This is a genomic window from Yersinia sp. Marseille-Q5920, assembly GCF_946902935.1.
Classification (GTDB): Bacteria; Pseudomonadota; Gammaproteobacteria; order Enterobacterales; family Enterobacteriaceae; genus Yersinia; species Yersinia rochesterensis.
In genome coordinates this window covers 144,513-166,423 of sequence record NZ_CAMPQA010000005.1, presented here as the reverse complement: position 1 = coordinate 166,423, position 21,911 = coordinate 144,513, and the positions used below count along the sequence as shown (strand labels likewise).

The following is a 21,911-nucleotide window of genomic DNA, read 5'->3' as shown; positions in this document are numbered from 1 at the left end:
ATATCTAAATGATAATAATTATCAAGCGCATTTGGAATGGTGAAACTTATCTCTCTGATAGCTAATACCGCGTAATCTGCCGTGCAGTAAGGGAGGCGCTCTTGGTTTCTGAAAAATTGTGTTAAATACTGCATCGCAATTTCCGAGCTCGCTCACTACAATTGTTCAAACTAGCATATTTACACTATCCCTGTAGCATATTATTAACATCCTATTTTTTGTGATCAACCCCACTAATTTGTTTGCATTTATGAAAGTGAATTTCTATATTTGCTGTCTATATCTCGTTTTTAATGTAGCCGTTACATAAAATGTCCACCAAAACCTAGTCTGCCTCTAATTTGGAGCACATATGTCCCATATTCTACAGTTTGCGTTGGCCTTAGTCGTAGTGGCCATATTGGCTCTTGTTATCTGCAAAGATCGCAAAAGCATCCGCATTCGGTTTGTTATTCAATTATTGGTTATTGAAGTGTTGCTGGCGTACTTCTTCCTCCATTCAGAAGTTGGATTAGGTTTTGTGAAAGGATTCGCGGGCTTTTTCGACAAATTACTGGGGTTCGCTGCTACCGGCACTGATTTTGTCTTCGGTAACATGGGGGATAAAGGCCTCGCATTCTTCTTCCTGAGAGTGCTGTGTCCTATCGTCTTTATTTCTGCTCTCATTGGTATTCTGCAGTACATTAAAGTTCTGCCCGTCATTATTCGTATTATTGGGACTTTATTGTCCAAAGTTAACGGCATGGGTAAGCTGGAATCATTCAACGCAGTCAGTTCACTGATTCTGGGCCAATCTGAAAACTTCATCGCCTATAAAGATATTTTAGGCAAAATGTCTGAAAAACGCATGTACACCATGGCAGCAACGGCAATGTCGACAGTCTCGATGTCAATTGTCGGTGCTTATATGTCAATGCTGGATGCGAAATTCGTGGTCGCCGCGCTGGTGCTTAACATGTTCAGCACCTTTATCGTGTTGTCGCTAATCAACCCGTATAAAGCTGAGGATGAAGAAGAGTTACAGCTGAGCAACTTGCATGAAGGTCAAAGCTTCTTTGAAATGCTGGGTGAATACATCTTGGCCGGTTTCAAAGTTGCCATTATCGTAGCAGCAATGCTGATTGGTTTTATCGCATTGATTGCTGCGATGAATGCTCTGTTTAGCCTGCTGTTTGGTATTAGCTTCCAGGGTATTTTGGGCTATGTCTTCTTCCCGTTTGCTTGGGTAATGGGCATTCCTGCTCATGAAGCCTTGCAAGTCGGCGGTATAATGGCAACCAAATTGGTTTCTAACGAATTTGTGGCCATGATGGACTTGCAGAAAGTGGCATCAGAATTGTCACCACGTAGTGTGGGTATTCTGTCCGTATTCCTGGTTTCATTCGCTAACTTCTCTTCCATCGGCATCGTCGCCGGTGCGATTAAAGGCCTGAATGAGCACCAAGGTAATGTCGTTTCTCGTTTTGGCTTGAAGCTGCTGTACGGCTCTACACTGGTCAGTGTGCTGTCTGCGTCTATCGCGGGCCTGGTACTCTAAGTATCAGAAAATAATCTCTAAAAAGGCGCTACGGCGCCTTTTTTTATGCCTGTGATTCGAGGGCATGCTATTTGATGTAATGATGCTTATTGGCAGGTTAAAAAGCTAAAGATATAAGTCGGTAAAAAGAAATGGGGGAAATAGCTATTTGGAAGTTTTGGGGGGGTTACTAAGGTACTGGATATAATGGTGGGTCGTGCGGGATGACTCGGCCGCGGGCCTCGCCCTTCGGGTCAACGCTAAAGCGTTGCTGTCTCGCTTCGCTCGGCTCGAACCTGAACGCAGGATCTCACCCACACGATATCGTGTAGTATGCAACTTCTGAGTTTGAGGGATTTAATAAGATACTAGATATAATGGTGGGTCGTGCGGGATGACTCGGCCGCGGGCCTCGCCCTTCGGGTCAACGCTAAAGCGTTGCTGTCTCGCTTCGCTCGGCTCGAACCTGAACGCAGGATCTCACCCACACGATATCGTGTAGTATGCAACTTCTGAGTTTGAGGGATTTAATAAGATACTAGATATAATGGTGGGTCGTGCGGGATTCGAACCTGCGACCAATTGATTAAAAGTCAACTGCTCTACCAACTGAGCTAACGACCCATTATATAATGCTGAAAGTATAAAAGTGGTGGGCGATACCAGATTCGAACTGATGACCCCCTCCGTGTAAAGGAGATGCTCTACCAACTGAGCTAATCGCCCACTTTTACTACTTTGATACTTCAAACAATGAGAGATGAGTGGTGGGCGATACCAGATTCGAACTGATGACCCCCTCCGTGTAAAGGAGATGCTCTACCAACTGAGCTAATCGCCCTCATCTATCTCATTTAATGCTTTGTATTTCATTTACTTTATAACACGTCGAGTTTGGTGGGCGATACCAGATTCGAACTGATGACCCCCTCCGTGTAAAGGAGATGCTCTACCAACTGAGCTAATCGCCCCGCCGTGTTGTTGGAGTCGCATTATAGGGATAGTTCGAAGTGAGTCAACGGTTTTTAAAACGAAAACAATCGTTCGCCGCAAATTTAAACAGGATGCGATATTTATCGCCACTATGAACCTTGGCATACCGGTAACATCGTTGAGGAATTGTCTCAGGGTGGTAGAATGTCGCCTACTTTTTCGAATTTCGAGCAACAGCCAGCTTTTGCTGGTCGGCGTAGCGTAATAAGGCATCGAACCCAATGAAAATCAAAACCCGTTTTGCACCCAGTCCTACCGGCTATCTTCACGTCGGTGGCGCACGTACCGCGTTGTATTCCTGGTTGTTCACTCGCCACTTTGGTGGTGAATTTGTTTTGCGTATTGAAGATACTGATCTTGAGCGCTCAACTCAGGAAGCTATCGACGCCATTATGGACGGTATGAACTGGCTAAATCTGGATTGGGATGAGGGCCCGTATTTCCAAACCAAACGTTTCGATCGCTACAATGCGGTCATTGACCAAATGTTGGAAAACGGCACTGCTTATAGATGCTATTGCTCCAGAGAGCGTCTGGATGAATTGCGCGAAGCCCAAATGGCCAATGGTGAAAAACCCCGCTACGATGGCCGCTGCCGCGATAGCCAGTGTACCCATGGTGCTGATGAACCTTCTGTCGTGCGTTTTCGTAACCCACAGGAAGGCTCGGTTATTTTCGATGATAAAATCCGTGGCCCAATCGAATTCAGCAACCAAGAGCTGGATGATCTAATTATCCGCCGTACCGATGGTTCGCCGACTTATAACTTCTGCGTGGTGGTTGATGACTGGGATATGGAAATCACCCATGTTATCCGTGGTGAAGACCATATCAATAATACCCCGCGCCAGATTAATATCTTGAAAGCGCTGGGCGCGCCGGTTCCTGAATATGCCCACGTTTCAATGATTTTGGGTGATGACGGCAAAAAACTGTCTAAGCGCCATGGCGCGGTCGGTGTGATGCAATACCGCGATGACGGCTATCTGCCAGAAGCGCTGTTGAACTACCTGGTCCGCCTGGGCTGGTCTCATGGTGATCAGGAAATATTTTCTGTTGCTGAGATGACCGAGCTATTCACACTGGATGCGGTCAGCAAATCTGCCAGTGCCTTCAATACTGAAAAACTACAATGGCTGAATCATCACTATATCAATAGCTTGCCGCCAGAACAGGTTGCAGTTCACTTGTCATGGCAGGTTGAGCAGTTGGGTATTGATACTCGCAATGGCCCTGAGTTGGCCGAGATAGTTAAGTTATTAGGTGAGCGCTGTAAGACATTAAAAGAAATGGCCGAATCTTGCCACTATTTCTATGAAGAGTTTGATGAGTTCGATGCAGACGCGGCGAAAAAACATTTGCGCCCTGTGGCCCGTCAGCCCCTGGAGGCAGTTAAAGCCAAACTGGCTGCTATCACCGAATGGACGACTGAAAACGTTCACAATGCCATTCAGGGCACCGCTGATGAGCTAGGTGTAGGTATGGGCAAAGTTGGCATGCCGCTGCGTGTTGCTGTCACTGGCGCAGGCCAATCACCGGGTATGGATGTCACTGTTCATGCCATCGGGCAGGCGCGCTCGCTAGCACGTATTGATAAAGCTCTGGCTTTTATCAGTGAGCGTGAAGCGCAGCAATAAATTCTAACTCATTTATTAGGCGGCTGACTAAAGTCGCCTTTTTTATGCTGTTTTCTCACTGATTTGGCGGCTTTTTCAGCGCTTAACCTAAGAAATAGAATTAGCCGTTGACACTGTTTCAGGGGTTTCATATCATGCGCCCCGTTCACACAATTTATTATGTGCGCATTGGGGCTATAGCTCAGCTGGGAGAGCGCTTGCATGGCATGCAAGAGGTCGACGGTTCGATCCCGTCTAGCTCCACCAAATTTCTTGTTTGGTAAAGTTTTCAAACTCGATAAGTGGATGGCATATAATTCAATACGAACAACCACATTTGTGGGGCTATAGCTCAGCTGGGAGAGCGCTTGCATGGCATGCAAGAGGTCGACGGTTCGATCCCGTCTAGCTCCACCACTCTTTAAAAGACCGGCCTATGGCCGGTTTTTTGCCTTTTAAGCTTTGCTCCCGTTATTCTCTAATTTATCATTCCGCACTGTTATTCTGTTTTTCTTCAAATCTGTTTTTTCTTCAAATACATTGATTACAGAGGAAGTAGCCGATGAACCAACGACAGCAAATCATTGAATGGTTACGTGCCGACCCCTATCGGATGCAAGCTTTATCTTTTGCCCGTGAACTTCGGTTAAACCAGTGGTGCTTGGCCGCAGGATTTGTCCGTAATCTGGTGTGGGATAAGCTGCATGGATACCCTTCCTCTACCCCACTTAATGATATCGATTTAGTCTATTTCGATGAGCAAAACACCCGCGAGCAGCATGATTCACAGCTTGAAGATCAACTTAATCACTCAACATCAGCCCGGCATCAATCATTCCCGTGGTCAGTCAAAAATCAGGCCAGAATGCACCTGCGCAGTGGACGCCAACCTTACATCAGCACTGAAGATGCCATCAGCTATTGGGTTGAAGTGGAAACAGCCATTGGTGCCAGCCTTAAAGAGAATGGCGATATTGAGCTGGTCACCCCGTTCGGTTTGGCTGCTTTGTTTAGTAAAACTATTACGCTGAACAGCAAAAATGGTGAAATCGATACTTACTATCAGCGGGTCAATAGCAAAGGTTGGCAACAACATTGGCCTGAATTGCGCTTGGTGGTTTAGCCACACATAAGCGCTCAAAAAAAACGCCAAGTGATAATATTGTGTAAAACCGCCCTTAGAAGTTAAAGGTTAATATCCCCCTCGTCGATAAGCATTACTCCACTCATGTTATTTCAAGGAATAATGATGTCGACCACAATATCTGCAGCATCAATCTCTGTGAGCAGTAGTAGCTCGTCAGACAACAGTAGCGCGGCACAGATTAAATCCATTAATCAAGAGATCCAAAAACTGACCGAAAAGTTAAGTACCTTAACAGACTCGGATTTAACTGCTGATGAGTTAAAAAAACAGCAACACCAAATTCAGAATCAAATTGCTGCACTACAAGCTGAAATTGCGCGTATTCAAGCCAAAGAAGCGGAGAAAACCAAAGAAGGGGACAACAATACAGTCAGCGCAGCGGCCGGTGATGGCGTCAACCGCCCTTCGGTACAGAACCAGATTGACGTTTATATTTAATGCCGGTGATGCCTTAAAAAACAAGACTATGGCGATGACGGGCATCCGCCCATCGCCATATTTTAGAATGCCAGATTAGCCGCGTTTAAGTGGTTTAACTAAACTATCCAGCCCTTCAATCTTGATGGCCAGAGTCATCTCCATCAGCATACCCAGCTTGCCTTGAGGAAACTCACCTTTGCGCGCAAACCAAAGCAGATACTCCTCCGGAAGATCGATCAATACCCGGCCCTGATATTTACCGAAAGGCATACGGGTATTGGCGATCTCAACTAAATTTTCTTTTTCCACATGCCCCTCCGAATGCCCTTTCATGAGTAAGATTATTCACCAAGCAAAAGGATCATTTCTGCTTCATCGATAACCTTAATCCCCAGTTCCTGCGCCTTCACCAATTTTGAACCAGCAGCTTCACCCGCAATCACCAGATCCGTTTTCTTGGAAACACTGCCACTCACTTTTGCCCCTAAAGCAGTCAGGCGATCTTTTGCTTCGTCACGTGAGAGAATGGTCAGCGAGCCAGTGAGCACCACGGTTTTTCCGGCAAATGGGCTGTCGATCTCTTCGGCAATAATTGGTTGAGGCTCCGGCCAACTGATCACTTTTTCCAGCGCTTCGATCACTTTCTGATTGTGTTCTTCACCGAGGAAATTCCGCACATGTTTGGCCACTATTTCCCCCACATCCGGCACACTTTTTAATGCTTCAATATCTGCCGCACGCAGATTTGCCAGATTACGGAAGTGAGCCGCTAAGTTAGCCGCTGTCGCCTCCCCCACCTCACGAATGCCCAAAGCATACAAAAAGCGGGCAAAAGTGGTTTGTTTCGCTTTTTCTAGCGCCGCTATCAGATTTTGTGCGGACTTCGGCCCCATCCGGTCCAACCCGGTCAGCTTGCCCGCAGTCAGTGTGAATAAATCAGCAGGATTCTCAACATACTGTTTTTCCACCAGTTGCTCGATAATCTTGTCACCCATACCTTCGACATCCAGCGCCCGGCGCGAAACAAAATGCTTCAATGCCTCTTTGCGTTGCGCGGCGCAGAATAACCCACCAGTACAGCGAGCGACCGCTTCGCCCTCAACCCGCTCAATATCAGAGCCGCACACTGGGCAGTGTTCAGGGAAAGTAATCTCTTTAGCATCCTGCGGGCGCTGCTCCATCACTACGCCCACCACCTGCGGAATAACATCTCCGGCACGGCGGACAATTACGGTATCGCCAATGCGTAAACCCAAGCGCTCGATTTCATCGGCATTATGCAGAGTGGCATTGCTGACAATCACGCCCGCCACTTGTACAGGTTCCAGCCGGGCTACCGGGGTAATCGCACCGGTGCGCCCCACCTGAAATTCTACTTCACGGACTTGAGTTATCTGTTCTTGTGCCGGGAATTTAAATGCCGTCGCCCAGCGCGGTGCGCGTGCCACGAAACCCAACTGCTCTTGCAAGTCGAGTGAATCAACTTTGATGACCACACCATCAATATCAAAACCTAAACCGGCGCGGTCTTGTTCAACTTGACGATAGAAAGCAATGACTTGCTCGCTGCCAGTGCACAGTTTGACCCGATTACTGACCGGTAAGCCCCAAGCTTTAAACTGCATTAGGCGCTGAATATGACTGCGGGGAAGTTCACCGCCCTCCAATAAACCCACGCCATAGCAGAAGAAGGTTAATGGCCGTTTAGCGGTAATACGCGGGTCAAGCTGGCGCAGTGAGCCAGCAGCCGCATTACGCGGGTTAGCAAAAATTTTGCCCCCTTTGCGGCGCGCCTCGTCATTCAGTTGCTCGAAACCGGCCTGTGGCATAAAGACTTCGCCACGAACTTCAACCCGACGCGGGATATTATCCCCTTGTAAACGCAGCGGAATAGCCCGGATAGTGCGCACATTGGCAGTGATATTTTCACCGGTGGTGCCATCACCACGGGTTGCGGCCTGTACCAGTTCACCCTCTTCATACAACAAACTCACCGCTAAACCATCAAGCTTCAATTCACAGCAAAATGTCAGCGGTTCCGCGCTTTTCAGCCGGTCATGCACCCTTTTATCAAAAGCCAGATAACTCTCTTCATCAAAGACATTATCCAGAGACAGCATCGGGACTTCATGTTTAACCTGCTCGAATGCATCAAGAGGCGCGGCGCCTACCCGTTGAGTCGGTGAGTCATTGGTAATCAGTTCGGGATGTTGTGCTTCCAAATCGCGTAATTGCTGCATCAACCGGTCGTATTCAGCATCAGGGATCTCTGGCGCATCCAGCACATGATATTGATGCTCGTGATGGCGCAATGAGGTTCTTAGTTGATTAATTTGCTGAATTATCGATTCCATGGCTCACCATCAAAGATAAAAAACCCCCGGCATGCGGGGGTTCGGGTTAATTCAATTCATTGCGAGGCAACATTATCAGGCGGTTGCGTTTGCATCCAACACTTCGCGGATGCGGGCCTTGTACGTTTCCAGTTTTTGCGGGGTCATCATGCGGCGCTCATCATCCAACACCACACCGCCGACATCATCAGCAATACGCTGGGCTGATTGCAGCATCAACTTAAAGTTTTGATGTGCATCGCCATAAGACGGCACCATCATAAACATTGAGACACCCGGCGTTGAGAAGTCAGACATAGTGTCAGGGTCAAAAGAACCCGGTTTCACCATATTTGCCAAGCTGAATAATACTGGGCCACTGCCAGCCGGGCTAAGATGGCGATGGAAAATCCCCATTTCACCAAACTGGAAGCCAGACTGAAGTACACTTTGTAGTAGCACTTCCCCCCCAAGAGCCCCGCCATGATGGGCTGCAACATGCAGCACCAAAACGGTTTCTTTCAGCTTTTGTGGTTTCACTTCAGGAGCTGGAGCGACAGGCTCTGGTTGTGATTCCACAGGTTGCGGAGCCACCCGAGCGGCATGTGTAGCCACAGGTTGTGGTTCTGCGTGACGCGGTTGTGAGTCATATTCCCCAACCGAGCCAAACAAAGGATCACGCTGTGATTCATGCGGTGGTTGCTCAGCAGATAGCCCACCCAAAAGAGGGTCATCGTTTTCTATTTCCACTGAGCCTGTTTGCACTGAAGCAAAAGGTTTCTGGCGAGGTTCCGCCTTAGCCGAAGCCGGTTTGGTTTCAGTATGCTGAATTACCGGCAATTCATCGTCGTCTTCATCAAGATGATTAAACGAAGGCTTCTCTTGTGGATGAGCAGTGCGGACGCGCACTTCTCCCACCCCTTCATCGAGAGTCTCGATCGGGGTTTCAATTCGTTCTTGTTTCGGACGTTTAACTGGGCGATCGCGAAAAATTGATGAGCGTTCTTTACGGCTGGTCCATAAACCATGCAATAACAACGCTATTATGGCGATCGCGCCAACAACGATTAATATCAGACGCAAATCCTGCATCATTACTATCTCTGTTGTTCCTATACATTGCCACCGCGGCAAACATTCACCCTTTAACTCTATTTCCCAACGTACACAAGTGCAAGTCCGTGCTCAATTTTCTTCAAAGAAAGATGATTATACTAGATGTTTTGCTTATTTTTCGCACAAAATGTGACTATGCAGTGGGAAATCATACCGATATGATACACCGGTCAACAAGCTTATAGAGAACTGAATGGCATGGCGTATACGCAAAAAGCAGTAAAAAAGGTCAATGGTATCCATTATTTTGCCCAAGGATGGCAGTTAATTTCCCGTCCGGGTATCCGGCGATTCGTGATTTTGCCTTTATTGGTGAATATTCTGCTGATGGGAGGAGCTTTTTGGTGGTTATTCAACCGGATAGGTGACTGGGTTCCCCAGTTAATGAGTTATGTCCCTGACTGGTTGCAGTGGCTCAGTTATTTATTGTGGCCTGTAATGGTGATTTCAGTGCTACTGGTGTTCAGTTATCTATTTAGTACCCTCGCCAATTTCATTGCGGCCCCCTTTAACGGTTTGCTGGCCGAACAGTTAGAAGCCAGCCTGACCGGTAAACCGCTACCAGACACCGGTATTATGGGTATCCTGAAAGATCTGCCACGGATTATGGCGCGTGAATGGCGGAAATTAGCCTATTACTTGCCACGGGCTTTGGTGCTATTGCTGCTGTACTTCATTCCCGGTATTGGCCAAACCCTCGCTCCGGTTCTGTGGTTCCTGTTTAGCGCCTGGATGCTCTCGATACAATATTGTGATTACCCTTTTGATAACCATAAAGTGAGTTTTCAGCATATGCGCAGTGCTCTGCGTCAAAATAAGGTCGATAACCTGCAGTTTGGCGCTTTAGTGAGTTTATTCACTATGATTCCTTTCCTCAACTTGGTGATTATGCCAGTCGCGGTCTGTGGTGCCACAGCAATGTGGGTCGAGCGCTACCGCGATCAGTTTGTTCAGTCATCACAATAATTTTGCCTGGGCGTGCTGGTCGCGCCCCTATTGCCGAGAATAAAAGTGATTTACCAAGATTAAAAGTTATTGGGATTAAAACTTATTTCCTAATAACATATCGATATACCAATTCCTTACTTCCATAGCCATACTGTTAGCGTATGCTTTGAACGATTCCTACATTTTCATAGAGTTAAAGGACGGGCTATGAGCAAGATATATGAAGACAACTCTTTAACAATCGGCCATACGCCGCTGGTTCGTCTGAACCGTATCGGTAACGGGCGCATTTTGGCGAAGGTTGAGTCACGCAATCCAAGTTTCAGTGTTAAATGCCGTATCGGTGCCAATATGATTTGGGACGCCGAAAATCGTGGCATTCTGACCAAAGACAAAGAACTGGTAGAACCGACCAGTGGTAATACCGGTATCGCGCTGGCATTTGTTGCCGCCGCACGCGGTTATAAATTAACTCTGACCATGCCCGAAACCATGAGTATTGAGCGCCGTAAACTGCTCAAAGCACTGGGGGCCAATTTGGTGCTAACCGAAGGCGCCAAAGGGATGAAAGGGGCCATTGCCAAAGCAGAAGAAATTCAAGCAACCGATCCAGACCGCTATCTTATCTTGCAGCAATTCAGCAACCCAGCGAACCCAGATATTCACGAAAAAACCACCGGCCCAGAAATCTGGGAAGATACTGATGGCGAAGTCGATGTTTTTATCGCGGGTGTCGGTACCGGCGGTACCCTAACCGGTGTCAGCCGCTACATTAAAAATACCAAAGGCAAGGCGATTACCACGGTTGCGGTTGAACCAACAGATTCTCCGGTAATTACTCAGGCATTAGCTGGCCAGGAAATAAAACCCGGCCCGCACAAGATTCAAGGGATCGGCGCTGGCTTTATTCCCGGTAACCTCGACCTGAGTCTGGTTGATCGTGTTGCACTGGTCACCAATGATGAAGCCATCTCGATGGCGCGCCGTTTAATGGATGAAGAAGGCATTTTAGCCGGTATTTCTTCTGGTGCAGCCGTTGCAGCAGCGGTCAAGCTTTCTGAAGAAGATGACTTTACTGACAAAACAATTGTGGTTATTCTTCCGTCCTCGGGTGAGCGCTATTTAAGCACGGCGTTGTTTGCAGATTTGTTCACTGAACAAGAGCTGCAACAGTAGTCAGGCCGTCGCACTAAATGCTAAAAAAGCACCCTCGTGGGTGCTTTTTTTGTGGCGCGCTTCAAAGTTTTTACTACATAAAGATTGATTTTACCCTCTGGGTTTAGTATTTAACCGGTCAATTATTTCGATACGCGAAATTAATCACGTATTGAGCGCCTCTCTGGCTGAATCGATTTATCAATTATGCAACACAACAAAAAATGTCATCACTGAACGCTGATTGAAGACATAACGCAAAGAGAGCATTATTCTTAAAACTGATAGTGATGATTTTAGACCTGAATTAGGGTTGCATCAGAAACTGTCTTTGTGACTTGTCACTGGTTGAGGCATAGTCATGCGCGAGTTGAATGATGAGTTATGCGCGCACCAATACAGGCTAAAGTTTGGTTTTTACACTAAACTTTAGCTCCACAACATAAATCCAATAAGTTGGGGAAATACAATGTTCCAGCAAGAAGTTACTATTACAGCACCAAACGGTCTGCATACCCGCCCTGCTGCCCAGTTCGTAAAAGAAGCAAAAGGCTTTGCAAGCGAAATTACCGTGATTTCTAACGGTAAAAGCGCTAGTGCCAAGAGCCTGTTCAAACTGCAAACTCTGGGCCTGACCCAAGGGACTGTTGTTACGATCTCGGCCGAAGGCGAAGATGAGAAGAAAGCTGTTGAGCATCTGGTAAAACTGATGGCAGAGCTTGAGTAATCACGCGTGCTTTTTTAGTTAACACCAGTCAAGAGTAAGGTAGGGTTATGATTTCAGGCATTTTAGTATCACCGGGTATCGCTTTTGGTAAAGCACTTTTACTGAAAGAAGATGAGATTGTCATCAACCGGAAAAAGATCTCTGCTGACCAAGTGGAGCAAGAAGTCGAGCGTTTCAAAACTGGGCGGGCTAAAGCTGCTGAACAGTTGGAAGCGATCAAGACCAAAGCTGAAGCCAGTCTCGGCGAAGAGAAAGCTGCCATCTTCGAAGGGCATATCATGCTGTTGGAAGACGAAGAGCTTGAGCAGGAAATCATAGCCCTCATCAAAGATGATAAGCAGTCTGCGGATGCCGCGGCTTATTCCGTCATTGAAGGCCAGGCGAAAGCACTGGAAGAACTGGATGACGAATACCTGAAAGAACGTGCGGCTGACGTACGTGATATCGGTAAACGCCTTCTGAAGAACATTCTCGGCCTGACCATTGTTGATTTGAGCGCTATTCCGGATGAAGTGATTCTGGTTGCAACCGATTTGACCCCGTCAGAAACCGCGCAGCTTAATCTGGATAAAGTGTTAGGGTTCATCACCGATTTAGGTGGCCGCACCTCTCACACCTCGATTATGGCTCGTTCACTAGAATTACCGGCTATCGTCGGGACCAGTAATGCGACCAAAGAAATCCAGAATGATGATTATTTGATCCTCGATGCGGTCAATAACAAAATTTATTTAAACCCAACGACTGAAGTGATTGAGCGACTGAAAGCGGTGAAAGCTCAGTACATCACCGAAAGAAATGATCTGGCCAAACTGAAAGACTTGCCTGCAATAACCCTTGATGGTCATCAGGTTGAAGTGGTTGCCAACATCGGCACAGTGCGTGATATCGCCGGTGCTGAACGTAATGGCGCTGAAGGTGTAGGTCTGTATCGTACCGAATTCCTGTTCATGGACCGCGACTCTCTGCCGACTGAAGAAGAGCAGTTCCAGGCTTATAAAGCCGTTGCGGAAGCCATGGGCTCTCAGGCAGTTATCGTCCGTACTATGGACATCGGCGGTGATAAAGACCTGCCGTACATGAACTTGCCAAAAGAAGAAAACCCATTCTTGGGCTGGCGTGCCATCCGTATTGCTATGGATCGCAAAGAGATTCTGCACGCACAGCTGCGCGCCATCTTGCGTGCATCGGCGTTTGGTAAATTGCGTATCATGTTCCCGATGATTATTTCGGTTGAAGAAGTACGCGAACTGAAAGCAGAACTTGAGCTGCTGAAAAGCCAATTACGTGAAGAAAATAAGGCCTTTGATGAAACTATCGAGGTCGGTGTGATGGTTGAAACACCTGCGGCGGCGGTCATCGCTCGCCATTTAGCTAAAGAAGTTGACTTCTTTAGTATTGGGACAAACGATCTAACTCAGTATACTCTGGCTGTAGATCGTGGCAATGAGCTGATTTCTCATCTCTATAATCCAATGTCGCCATCGGTATTGGGCCTGATCAAACAGGTAATTGATGCATCTCACGCTGAAGGTAAGTGGACCGGTATGTGCGGTGAACTTGCTGGCGACGAACGTGCTACACTGTTGCTATTGGGCATGGGGCTGGATGAGTTCAGCATGAGTGCGATTTCGATCCCACGCATCAAGAAAATTATCCGTAATACGAATTTCGAAGATGTGAAAGTGTTGGCGGAGCAAGCACTAGCTCAACCAACAGCGAAGGAATTGATGGATTTGGTTACCACATTCATCGAAGAAAAAACGCTCTGCTAATTCCACGATACTGGACTGCTGCCCAATATAAACTCTAAATAATTCGAGTTGCGGAAAGGTGGCAAGTGAGAGAGTCCCGATGAGCTTACTGTGTTGTAAGTGATTCGGGTGATTGAACGCAGCCAACGCATATGCAGCTTGAAGTATGACGAGTATAAATACTTAGGAGAAGATCATGGGTTTGTTCGATAAACTGAAATCACTGGTTTCAGATGATAAAAAAGACAGTGGCACTATTGAAATCGTCGCGCCGTTGTCTGGTGAGATCGTCAACATCGAAGATGTTCCTGATGTTGTTTTTGCAGAGAAAATCGTTGGTGATGGGATTGCCATCAAGCCTTCAGGCAATAAAATGGTTGCTCCTGTTGACGGCACCATCGGTAAAATTTTCGAAACTAACCATGCTTTTTCTATCGAATCAGACAGCGGCATTGAGCTGTTCGTCCACTTCGGTATTGATACTGTTGAACTGAAAGGCGAAGGCTTCAAACGCATCGCTGAAGAAGGCCAACGCGTCAAGAAAGGCGATGTAGTTATTGAGTTCAATCTGGCCCTGCTGGAAGAGAAAGCCAAGTCTACTTTGACGCCGGTGGTTATCTCCAACATGGACGAGATTAAAGAACTGATTAAACTGTCCGGTAGTGTCACCGTGGGTGAGACGCCGATTATTCGTATCAAGAAATAATTTCATACGAATATGGAAAACGGCGCCTTTGTGCGCCGTTTTGTTTGATAATTTATTCTATCGCACTCCAACGCGGCACTCGCAAGATAATCACCAACCCACCCTGCTCGCCGTTTCTTGCTTCAACCTGCCCACCATGCGCCAAAATCACCTTGCGGGTGATGGCCAGACCCAGACCATAGCCTTTGCCGGAGAGAGCTGATTGGACCCGGACAAAGGGATCAAAAATACTGGAGAGTTTACTGTCTTCAACACCCGGCCCTTGATCAGAAACCTGAATCTGGTAACTCTCATCAGTCAATGAAAGCACCACTTTTACCTGTTGGCCTTGGGCGGAGAATCGCAGCGCATTACGGACAATATTATCAATCGCCCGCCGCATCAGCTCGGCATTCCCCTTGACGGTATAGTCAACTTGCGGTGATACCTGTAGCAGTATTTCAACACCCGGCACCTGTGCTTCATAGCGAGCATCATTGACCACCACGGCCACTAACTCGTACAAATCGAAATACTCGTCATCATCGGCGATATTGTGATTTTCGGTGCGAGATAACGCCAATAACTCACCAATCATCTTATCCAGCCGTTCAGATTCATGTTCAATGCGCAGCAATGAATTTTCGACATTTTTGGGGTTTTGACGTGCTAATCCAATCGCTAATTGCAAGCGAGCCAGTGGAGAACGTAATTCATGAGAAACGTCGTGCAATAATTGCTCGCGGGCACTAACCAACTCTTTCAGCCGCTCAGCCATTGAATCAAAATCACGCGCCACTTCGGTCAGTTCGTCATGGCGATGACGCATAACAGGCAACAGCCGCACCGACAAATCGCCCTGCGCCACCCGTTCGAAACCAGCACGCAGTTGGCGCATTGGCCGCGTCAGGTTCCAGGCCAGCAAGGTACTGAAGAACAAGCCGCCCAGCACTCCCATCCAAATCATGGGGATCGGAATGTTCAATATTTCATGGCGGCCTCCATCGGACCTTCCCTGTTGATTGACTTCCCGCAATCCATCAATGTCGTAACTGATACGATAATTCTGACCATCCGATCCTTTGACCCAAGCTGTAACTTCTCTACTGTAAAATTCTGGCCCTCGACCTTTGGCTGGCAACGTTTTATCCGGTGATTCCGTCGTCACTTGGGGTATTTCTGTCGCTGGCAATACCGAAAAGTGATTTTTATCTGTTTCCGGCCAGTTCGCCGTCATGGCATTTAGGGCTGGCAGGCCACCACTTTGTAGCACCGAGGCCGCAGAAGCGACCTGTAACTTAGCAATCTGGCGTATCATTTCGCGCTCAAGTGGTTCATGGCGATTGCCGTAAAAGGAAAATACCACCCAGAGCATCTGGGTCATTAAAATAAAGGTCAGCCAAAACCCCAGTAGGATTTTCCAGAATAACCGTCCACGCATACTTAACTGACTCCACCAATGGCAATTATCTGATGCGGTAGCCAATGCTACGGACCGTTTCAATATTTAACGTATTCCCCGGCAATGCCGCGAGTTTCTGTCTGATATTGCTGATATGCACATCGACACTGCGGTCATAGGCTTCCCGCGGCCGGCCTAAGCCTTTGTCAGATAACTCATCTTTGGTGACCACCCGCTCTGACGAGCGCAATAACAATTCCAATAAATTAAACTCAGAAGCTGTCAAATCAAAGGGTTTGCCCTGCCATTCACTGCTGCGGGTCGACGGATTGAGCATCAAGTCGCTATGTGTAATGACACTATCATCCGCCGAAAGCGCATCGGGGTGCTCGTCAAAACGGCGTAATACTGCGCGCAGTCGGGCCACCAATTCACGTGGGTAACACGGCTTCGGCATATAATCATCAGCGCCCATTTCCAGGCCGATAACACGGTCAATATTGTCGCCTTTGGCCGTCAGCATAATAATGGGTAAACGGCTTTTTTTACGCACTTGGCGCAAAACATCGATGCCACTCATGTCAGGCAACATAATGTCGAGAATCAAGGCGGTATAGTCCCCAGACAAAGCCGCGGCAATGCCCGCTTTACCGGTGACGACCAATTCGGCATTAAAACCCTCGCCGCTTAGGTATTCCCTCAGCATGCTGCCCAGCTCAACATCATCATCGACTAACAAAATTTTCATCTCTTCGCTCTCCAGCCTGATTTCGGCTATTTTCATGCCTATTTGACTTGCGCGCAGCCGATTTTACTCAATCCTTACATATCCTTGAGTTTTATTTGATTCACCCTCATCGGCTTTGATGGGTCAATAATCCCATGGCCGTTGGTTTCACTCTTTTCTTCATTGTAGCTCAAGGAATTTTGACCGATTATGCAATAGGTTACAGCCGATGAATATCATGCGGGTCTGCGCTACAGCGCGCCCAAAAGATGGGGGTGACAATAGGGTTTGGGATTGAGTAGGGTTTGAAATTTTTGCAATGTGTTATCGAGCAGGACGTGATTCAAACCCGGCTCGAACCACAATGAATCATCAAGATAAACGCTAACCCAATGATCTGTTTTGGGTTCATCAAGGGGAAAATCCCCTTTAATTACTCAAAAACTCCAGTTGATAAATAGCGGTCCCCGCGATCACAGATAATCGCCACAATCACCGCACCTGGGTTTTCGGCGGCTACTCGCAATGCCCCGGCCACTGCACCACCGGAGCTAACACCGCAGAAAATTCCCTCTTCTGTGGCCAGGCGGCGCATGGTTTGTTCAGCTGAAATTTGTGTGATATCCAGCACCTGATCCACCAGCTCGGAGCGGAAAATTCCCGGCATATATTCTGGTGACCAACGACGAATTCCCGGAATACTGCTGCCCTCGGCCGGTTGCAAGCCGATAATAGTTATCTCCGGATTTTGACTTTTCAGATATTGGCTAACCCCTGTGATAGTGCCGGTCGTCCCCATGCTGGAAACAAAATGGCTCACTTTACCCGCGGTTTGCTGCCAGATTTCCGGCCCGGTACCGGTAAAATGCGCATACGGATTGTCAGTATTATTAAACTGATCCAGCACCTTACCCTGCCCTCGTGCTTGCATCGCCAGCGCTTGATCCCGCGCGCCCTCCATACCCTGCTCACGGCTGACCAAAATCAGCTCGGCCCCATAGGCGCGCATGGCGGCCTGCCGCTCTTGGCTCATGTTTTCCGGCATCAGTAATTTCAGCTTATAGCCCTTGATGGCGGCAATCATCGCCAGCGCAATGCCGGTATTACCACTGGTGGCTTCAATCAATACATCGCCCGGAGATATTTCTCCGCGCAATTCCGCTTGCTGGATCATGGCCAGTGCCGCCCTGTCTTTCACCGAACCGGCCGGATTATTGCCCTCCAGTTTGACCCAAATCTGTGCATTCAGCCCTTGGCTCATGCGTTGCAGTTTTACCAGTGGGGTGTTGCCGATGCAGTGTTCGAGGGTCGTCACATTCATTACCTTTAGATACCCTTTCTTCTTGAAGCGGCAGAGGTGTTCGCCGCTCCAATGACTTTGGGTATGACTCTGTGTTTACAAAAAGAAGAAAAACCTATCAGGCGCTTTGGGCTAAAGCAATGGGTTGCAGCAATTGATCGCCAGAATATAAGCGCGCATTTAACCCGCCAACATAATAGCGATTGCCGCGCACCGGGGCGTCAATGTTACCTTCTGGCAAGACCACGCTGATAGGATCCTGATGCCAACCAATAGGTTGCACTGTTAATTGCCAGAAGTGGCCGCGCGGGCTGACTTCAAGCACCTGAACCGGCAGCGGACAGCGGGCACTTGATTGAATGTTGACTTCCATCTCCCAAGGGCGCAGGAAGAGATCCACATTGCCTTGGTGCATTGGGGCTAAATCCAGCGGCCAATGATGGGCACCAATAAACAGCTGTGACCCGCGAATTTCACCGCTCAGGCGGTTAACTTCACCGAGGAACTCCAACACAAAGCGAGTCGCGGGGTCGCGCCACACTTCATCGGGTGTCCCGACCTGTTCAATATTGCCCTGACTCATCACCACCACTCGATCAGCCACTTCCATGGCTTCTTCTTGATCGTGCGTGACAAAGACGCTGGTAAATTTCAATTCATCATGCAACTGGCGCAACCAGCGGCGTAGCTCTTTGCGCACTTGCGCGTCCAGGGCACCAAACGGCTCGTCCAGCAACAGAATTTGTGGTTCAACCGCCAGCGCGCGCGCCAAAGCCACTCGCTGCTTTTGGCCACCAGAAAGTTGTGATGGATAGCGGCTAGCCAAATGGCCCAATTGCACCATTTCCAGCAATTGCGACACTTTCTGCTTGATAGCCGCCGCATTTGGGCGCTCACGGCGAGGTAACACTGTCAAACCAAAAGCAATGTTATCGAACACCGTCATGTGGCGGAACAGCGCGTAATGCTGAAATACAAACCCAACACGGCGGTCACGGGCATGCAAGCGGCTCACATCAGTGCCGTGGAAACTTAAACGCCCGGCGTTTTGGTTTTCCAACCCGGCAATAATGCGCAATAAAGTGGTTTTTCCCGAACCAGAAGGGCCAAGCAAAGCCACCATTTGGCCTGAAGGAATATCAAGTGTGATGTTATTCAGCACTTTGGTGCGGCCAAAATACTTACTGATATTATCAATCTCAATGCTCATGCTTTTTGCTCCTGTTCGAGACGAACAACCTGACGCGCTAAGCGCCATTGCAGGCCGCTTTTCAGAAAAAGGGTCACTATTGCCATCAGCGTCAACAACGCGGCGGCGGTGAAGGCCCCGGCGGTGTTGTAATCCTGATGCAATAACTCAACTTGCAGCGGCAAGGTGTAGGTCTCGCCACGAATAGAACCGGAAACCACCGAAACCGCACCAAACTCACCAATAGCGCGGGCGTTGGTCAACACCACGCCATACAGCAATGCCCAGCGAATGTTCGGCAAGGTCACACGGCGGAACATTTGCCAACCTGAGGCCCCCAACAACACGGCGGCCTCATCTTCCTGACTGCCCTGACTCATCATCACCGGCACCAGTTCACGCACCACAAATGGGCAGGTGACGAAGATGGTGACCAGCACCATTCCGGGCCAGGAGAACATCAATTGGATATCGTGAGAATCCAACCAACCGCCCACCACGCCGTTTGAGCCGTAAAACAACAGATACATCAGACCGGCAACCACCGGTGAAACGGCAAACGGAATATCAATTAATGTCATCAATAACTGGCGACCAGGGAAAACAAACCGCGTCACCAGCCAAGCCAGTACCACACCGAATACCAGGTTCACCGGCACGGTAATCAGCGCCACCAGCACCGTCAGCCAAATGGCGTGCAGCATATCGGGGTCAGATAAGTTCTGCCCGACCACCTCGATCCCTTTCGAAAATGCGGTGATAAAGATCCACACCATCGGGATCACTAGCAGTAAAAACGAGAACAGTGCGCCGATGGCGATCAACGTCCATTTGCCCCAGTTGATGGGCGGGCGGGCCACACCATTAAATTCTGTGATATCAGCCATCAATGCCCCCCTATCCGCCGACCAAAGCGACTTTGTAACGTGTTAATCCCGAACAACAGCACCAGTGAAACCGCCAGAATGACTGACGCAATGGCGCTGGCTGCCGGGTAATCAAACTCTTGCAAGCGGATGAAAATCATCAGCGAAGTCACTTCCGTCTTCCAGGCGATGTTACCGGCGATAAAAATCACCGCACCGAATTCACCCAAACTGCGGGTAAAGGATAATGCAGTGCCCGCCAGCAATGCCGGAGCCAATTCCGGCATCACCACCAGACGGAAACTCTGCCAGCGGCTGGCCCCTAAAGTTTCCGCCGCTTCTTCATATTCTGGCCCTAACTCTTCCAATACCGGCTGCACGGTGCGCACGACAAACGGCAAGCTGGTAAAGGCCATGGCGACCGCAATCCCTAACCAGGTAAAGGAGACTTTGATCCCCAAAACATCGTATAACCAGGCACCGTACCAACCGGTGGTGGAGAACAAGGTTGCCAGTGTCAAGCCCGCTACCGCCGTGGGTAAGGCGAAGGGTAAATCCATCAAACCATCAAGTAAACTGCGGCCGGGGAATTGATAGCGCGTCAAAATCCAGGCCATCAACATGCCAAATACCGCATTGAAAATACTGGCTACACCGGCGGCCAGTAAGGTGACTTTATAAGCGGCGACCACCTGAGGGTTGGTTATCACCTCCCAATACTGTGCCCAACTCATCTGAGCAACTTGCATCACTAACGCGCTGAGTGGTAATAACAAAATCAGGCAGGTGTAAAGCAGGCTGCTCCCAAGACTGAGGGTAAATCCGGGCAGAACCCGTTTACTCGATGCCGACATCATTACTGATGACCTTCTGCTAACAATTTATCCAGCACGCCGCCAGTGGCGAAGTGAGTGCTCATCACCTGTGGCCAACTACCGAATTGCTCTTCAACGCGGAATAATTTGGTATCAGGGAATTGGGATTTAGCCGCTTCCATCGCCGCTTTATCATAAACACGGTAGTTAAAGCTGGTGATTACCTGCTGTGCCGGTGGACTGTAGAGGTAATTGAGATAAGCTTTGGCGGCTTTTTCAGTGCCATTTTTCTCGACATTTTTATCCACCCAAGCTACTGGGAATTCCGCCAGAATATCGACTGGCGGGACAATGACTTCATATTTGTCGCTGCCATACTCTTTGCGAATATTGTTCACTTCAGATTCGAAACTGATCAGCACATCACCCAAGCCGCGCTCAACAAAAGTGGTGGTCGCCCCTCTACCGCCGGTGTCAAAAACCACCACGTTTTTCAGGAAACGCTTCATCCAATCACGGGTTTGGGCCTGGTCTTTACCATTGGCTTGTTCAGTTGCCCCCCAAGCGGCCAGATAGGTATAACGGCCATTACCGGAGGTTTTTGGATTCGGGAATACCAGCTTGACGTCTTCGCGCACCAAATCATCCCAGCTATGGATGTTCTTTGGATTGTCCTTACGCACCAGAAAAGCCATGGTGGAGTAGAACGGCGAGCTGTTGTTAGGTAAACGCGCTTGCCAGTCAGCCGGGATGAGATTGCCGCGGTCATGCAAGATTTGCACATCAGTGACTTGGTTATAGGTCACCACGTCCGCTTTAAGCCCTTGCAAGATTGCCAACGCCTGTTTGGAGGAACCGGCATGAGATTGTTTGATGGTCAGCTTGTCACCAGGATTTTGCTGTTCCCACTGTTTTTCAAAACCGGGGTTTAAGGCACTGAATAACTCGCGGGACACATCATAAGAACTATTAAGCAGCTCGGTGGCACTCGCGGTTGCACTGCCGAAGATTAGCGCGCTAAATAAGGCAACTCGAGTCCATCCATTTTTCTTTATTGAAATCTGTTTCATTTTGCACCTTATTCACTGGGTTCATTCGGCAGCAAGCTTCTTCATTGAGAATGTTGTGCCCTTAAATTATGTTCAGTGTATTTATAACTAGGTGCATACCTATAACGCTTTTATATACCGTTTAGTGATGTT

General features: G+C 48.4%; 18 protein-coding genes, 6 tRNA genes, 2 other RNA genes and 1 pseudogene. 11 read left to right on the top strand and 16 right to left on the bottom strand.

Features of this window, described 5'->3' with window-relative positions; all coding sequences use genetic code 11:
• The first annotated feature begins 352 nt into the window (after positions 1-352).
• Positions 353-1,537 carry a NupC/NupG family nucleoside CNT transporter gene (locus tag OVO64_RS09160; protein ID WP_038634955.1) on the top strand — a complete coding sequence of 395 codons (1,185 nt, stop codon included), beginning with the start codon at positions 353-355 and terminating at the stop codon, positions 1,535-1,537.
• Between the two features lie 187 nt (positions 1,538-1,724).
• Here OVO64_RS09160 and OVO64_RS09155 read toward each other — a convergent pair.
• From OVO64_RS09155 to OVO64_RS09130, 6 genes are all read right to left on the bottom strand, one after another.
• A non-coding RNA gene (locus tag OVO64_RS09155) (RtT sRNA) lies at positions 1,725-1,850 on the bottom strand.
• Between the two features lie 44 nt (positions 1,851-1,894).
• Positions 1,895-2,020: non-coding RNA, RtT sRNA (locus OVO64_RS09150), on the bottom strand.
• A gap of 44 nt (positions 2,021-2,064) precedes the next feature.
• Positions 2,065-2,140, bottom strand: a tRNA-Lys gene (locus tag OVO64_RS09145).
• Positions 2,141-2,166: 26 nt separating this feature from the next.
• A tRNA-Val gene (locus OVO64_RS09140) sits at positions 2,167-2,242 on the bottom strand.
• Positions 2,243-2,281: 39 nt separating this feature from the next.
• Positions 2,282-2,357, bottom strand: a tRNA-Val gene (locus OVO64_RS09135).
• 54 nt (positions 2,358-2,411) lie between these two features.
• Positions 2,412-2,487: transfer RNA gene (locus OVO64_RS09130), tRNA-Val, on the bottom strand.
• Positions 2,488-2,730: 243 nt separating this feature from the next.
• Between OVO64_RS09130 and gltX the strand changes: the two genes are divergently transcribed.
• The 5 genes from gltX to OVO64_RS09105 all read left to right on the top strand — a co-directional run bounded on the left by gltX (position 2,731) and on the right by OVO64_RS09105 (position 5,710).
• Entirely contained in the window at positions 2,731-4,146 is a 1,416-nt protein-coding gene (gene gltX, locus OVO64_RS09125) for a glutamate--tRNA ligase (RefSeq protein ID WP_050291462.1), read from the top strand.
• A 170-nt stretch (positions 4,147-4,316) separates the two neighbouring features.
• A tRNA-Ala gene (locus OVO64_RS09120) sits at positions 4,317-4,392 on the top strand.
• Positions 4,393-4,466: 74 nt separating this feature from the next.
• Positions 4,467-4,542, top strand: a tRNA-Ala gene (locus OVO64_RS09115).
• Positions 4,543-4,687: 145 nt separating this feature from the next.
• Positions 4,688-5,248, top strand: a complete 561-nt coding sequence (locus tag OVO64_RS09110) for a nucleotidyltransferase family protein (protein WP_267248724.1) — start codon at positions 4,688-4,690, stop codon at positions 5,246-5,248.
• A gap of 126 nt (positions 5,249-5,374) precedes the next feature.
• Positions 5,375-5,710: a FlxA-like family protein gene (locus OVO64_RS09105; RefSeq protein WP_267248723.1), complete on the top strand. Its 336-nt coding sequence runs from the start codon at positions 5,375-5,377 to the stop codon at positions 5,708-5,710.
• Positions 5,711-5,785: 75 nt separating this feature from the next.
• Here OVO64_RS09105 and OVO64_RS09100 read toward each other — a convergent pair whose 3' ends face one another.
• The 3 genes from OVO64_RS09100 to zipA form a co-directional block, all read right to left on the bottom strand.
• Positions 5,786-6,001 (bottom strand): DUF3820 family protein, encoded by a 216-nt coding sequence (locus OVO64_RS09100; RefSeq protein WP_004703771.1) that lies wholly within the window; start codon positions 5,999-6,001, stop codon positions 5,786-5,788.
• 32 nt (positions 6,002-6,033) lie between these two features.
• Entirely contained in the window at positions 6,034-8,046 is a 2,013-nt protein-coding gene (gene ligA / locus OVO64_RS09095; RefSeq protein WP_038634971.1) for an NAD-dependent DNA ligase LigA, read from the bottom strand.
• Positions 8,047-8,121: 75 nt separating this feature from the next.
• The gene (zipA, locus tag OVO64_RS09090; RefSeq protein WP_038634973.1) at positions 8,122-9,120 is read right to left on the bottom strand and encodes a cell division protein ZipA; all 999 of its coding nucleotides are present in this window, start codon (positions 9,118-9,120) and stop codon (positions 8,122-8,124) included.
• A gap of 219 nt (positions 9,121-9,339) precedes the next feature.
• Between zipA and cysZ the strand changes: the two genes are divergently transcribed.
• The 5 genes from cysZ (at position 9,340) to crr (ending at position 14,431) form a co-directional block, all read left to right on the top strand.
• Positions 9,340-10,107 (top strand): sulfate transporter CysZ, encoded by a 768-nt coding sequence (cysZ, locus tag OVO64_RS09085; RefSeq protein WP_038634976.1) that lies wholly within the window; start codon positions 9,340-9,342, stop codon positions 10,105-10,107.
• A gap of 189 nt (positions 10,108-10,296) precedes the next feature.
• Complete coding sequence (gene cysK, locus OVO64_RS09080) at positions 10,297-11,265, top strand: cysteine synthase A (RefSeq protein ID WP_038634979.1); 969 nt, start codon at positions 10,297-10,299, stop codon at positions 11,263-11,265.
• 448 nt (positions 11,266-11,713) lie between these two features.
• On the top strand, positions 11,714-11,971 hold the full coding sequence (gene ptsH / locus OVO64_RS09075; RefSeq protein WP_004393588.1) for a phosphocarrier protein Hpr: 258 nt from the start codon (positions 11,714-11,716) through the stop codon (positions 11,969-11,971).
• A gap of 47 nt (positions 11,972-12,018) precedes the next feature.
• Entirely contained in the window at positions 12,019-13,746 is a 1,728-nt protein-coding gene (gene ptsI / locus OVO64_RS09070) for a phosphoenolpyruvate-protein phosphotransferase PtsI (RefSeq protein ID WP_038634982.1), read from the top strand.
• Positions 13,747-13,921: 175 nt separating this feature from the next.
• A complete protein-coding gene (gene crr, locus OVO64_RS09065) occupies positions 13,922-14,431 on the top strand; it encodes a PTS glucose transporter subunit IIA (protein ID WP_004392561.1) in 510 nt (169 codons plus the stop codon).
• Between the two features lie 52 nt (positions 14,432-14,483).
• Here the strand turns inward: crr and OVO64_RS09060 are convergent, their stop codons facing one another.
• The 7 genes and pseudogenes from OVO64_RS09060 to OVO64_RS09030 all read right to left on the bottom strand — a co-directional run bounded on the left by OVO64_RS09060 (position 14,484) and on the right by OVO64_RS09030 (position 21,779).
• The gene (locus tag OVO64_RS09060; RefSeq protein WP_038634984.1) at positions 14,484-15,851 is read right to left on the bottom strand and encodes an ATP-binding protein; all 1,368 of its coding nucleotides are present in this window, start codon (positions 15,849-15,851) and stop codon (positions 14,484-14,486) included.
• A 25-nt stretch (positions 15,852-15,876) separates the two neighbouring features.
• Positions 15,877-16,560 carry a response regulator transcription factor gene (locus OVO64_RS09055; protein WP_050291523.1) on the bottom strand — a complete coding sequence of 228 codons (684 nt, stop codon included), beginning with the start codon at positions 16,558-16,560 and terminating at the stop codon, positions 15,877-15,879.
• A 412-nt stretch (positions 16,561-16,972) separates the two neighbouring features.
• On the bottom strand, positions 16,973-17,854 hold the full coding sequence (cysM, locus tag OVO64_RS09050) for a cysteine synthase CysM (RefSeq protein ID WP_038639672.1): 882 nt from the start codon (positions 17,852-17,854) through the stop codon (positions 16,973-16,975).
• Positions 17,855-17,957: 103 nt separating this feature from the next.
• Positions 17,958-19,049, bottom strand: coding sequence for a sulfate/thiosulfate ABC transporter ATP-binding protein CysA (cysA, locus tag OVO64_RS09045; protein WP_038634987.1), 1,092 nt, complete (start codon positions 19,047-19,049; stop codon positions 17,958-17,960).
• Positions 19,039-19,915: pseudogene (cysW, locus tag OVO64_RS09040) on the bottom strand (sulfate/thiosulfate ABC transporter permease CysW). The gene cysA and the pseudogene cysW overlap by 11 nt, the downstream one beginning before the upstream one ends.
• Entirely contained in the window at positions 19,915-20,751 is an 837-nt protein-coding gene (gene cysT / locus OVO64_RS09035) for a sulfate/thiosulfate ABC transporter permease CysT (protein ID WP_038634993.1), read from the bottom strand. The pseudogene cysW and the gene cysT overlap by 1 nt, the downstream one beginning before the upstream one ends.
• Positions 20,751-21,779: a sulfate ABC transporter substrate-binding protein gene (locus OVO64_RS09030; RefSeq protein WP_038634996.1), complete on the bottom strand. Its 1,029-nt coding sequence runs from the start codon at positions 21,777-21,779 to the stop codon at positions 20,751-20,753. Before OVO64_RS09030 ends, cysT begins: the two co-directional genes overlap by 1 nt.
• Positions 21,780-21,911 lie beyond the last annotated feature (132 nt).

Excerpts from the sequence above, each read along its gene's own strand:
- OVO64_RS09160 (WP_038634955.1), top strand. The coding sequence starts at position 353 with ATGTCCCATATTCTACAGTTTGCGTTGGCCTTAGTCGTAGTGGCCATA.
- gltX (WP_050291462.1), top strand. The coding sequence starts at position 2,731 with ATGAAAATCAAAACCCGTTTTGCACCCAGTCCTACCGGCTATCTTCAC.
- OVO64_RS09110 (WP_267248724.1), top strand. The coding sequence starts at position 4,688 with ATGAACCAACGACAGCAAATCATTGAATGGTTACGTGCCGACCCCTAT.
- OVO64_RS09105 (WP_267248723.1), top strand. The coding sequence starts at position 5,375 with ATGTCGACCACAATATCTGCAGCATCAATCTCTGTGAGCAGTAGTAGC.
- ligA (WP_038634971.1), bottom strand. The coding sequence starts at position 8,046 with ATGGAATCGATAATTCAGCAAATTAATCAACTAAGAACCTCATTGCGC.
- zipA (WP_038634973.1), bottom strand. The coding sequence starts at position 9,120 with ATGATGCAGGATTTGCGTCTGATATTAATCGTTGTTGGCGCGATCGCC.
- cysZ (WP_038634976.1), top strand. The coding sequence starts at position 9,340 with ATGGCGTATACGCAAAAAGCAGTAAAAAAGGTCAATGGTATCCATTAT.
- cysK (WP_038634979.1), top strand. The coding sequence starts at position 10,297 with ATGAGCAAGATATATGAAGACAACTCTTTAACAATCGGCCATACGCCG.
- ptsH (WP_004393588.1), top strand. The coding sequence starts at position 11,714 with ATGTTCCAGCAAGAAGTTACTATTACAGCACCAAACGGTCTGCATACC.
- ptsI (WP_038634982.1), top strand. The coding sequence starts at position 12,019 with ATGATTTCAGGCATTTTAGTATCACCGGGTATCGCTTTTGGTAAAGCA.
- crr (WP_004392561.1), top strand. The coding sequence starts at position 13,922 with ATGGGTTTGTTCGATAAACTGAAATCACTGGTTTCAGATGATAAAAAA.
- OVO64_RS09060 (WP_038634984.1), bottom strand. The coding sequence starts at position 15,851 with ATGCGTGGACGGTTATTCTGGAAAATCCTACTGGGGTTTTGGCTGACC.
- OVO64_RS09055 (WP_050291523.1), bottom strand. The coding sequence starts at position 16,560 with ATGAAAATTTTGTTAGTCGATGATGATGTTGAGCTGGGCAGCATGCTG.
- cysA (WP_038634987.1), bottom strand. The coding sequence starts at position 19,049 with ATGAGCATTGAGATTGATAATATCAGTAAGTATTTTGGCCGCACCAAA.
- cysT (WP_038634993.1), bottom strand. The coding sequence starts at position 20,751 with ATGATGTCGGCATCGAGTAAACGGGTTCTGCCCGGATTTACCCTCAGT.
- OVO64_RS09030 (WP_038634996.1), bottom strand. The coding sequence starts at position 21,779 with ATGAAACAGATTTCAATAAAGAAAAATGGATGGACTCGAGTTGCCTTA.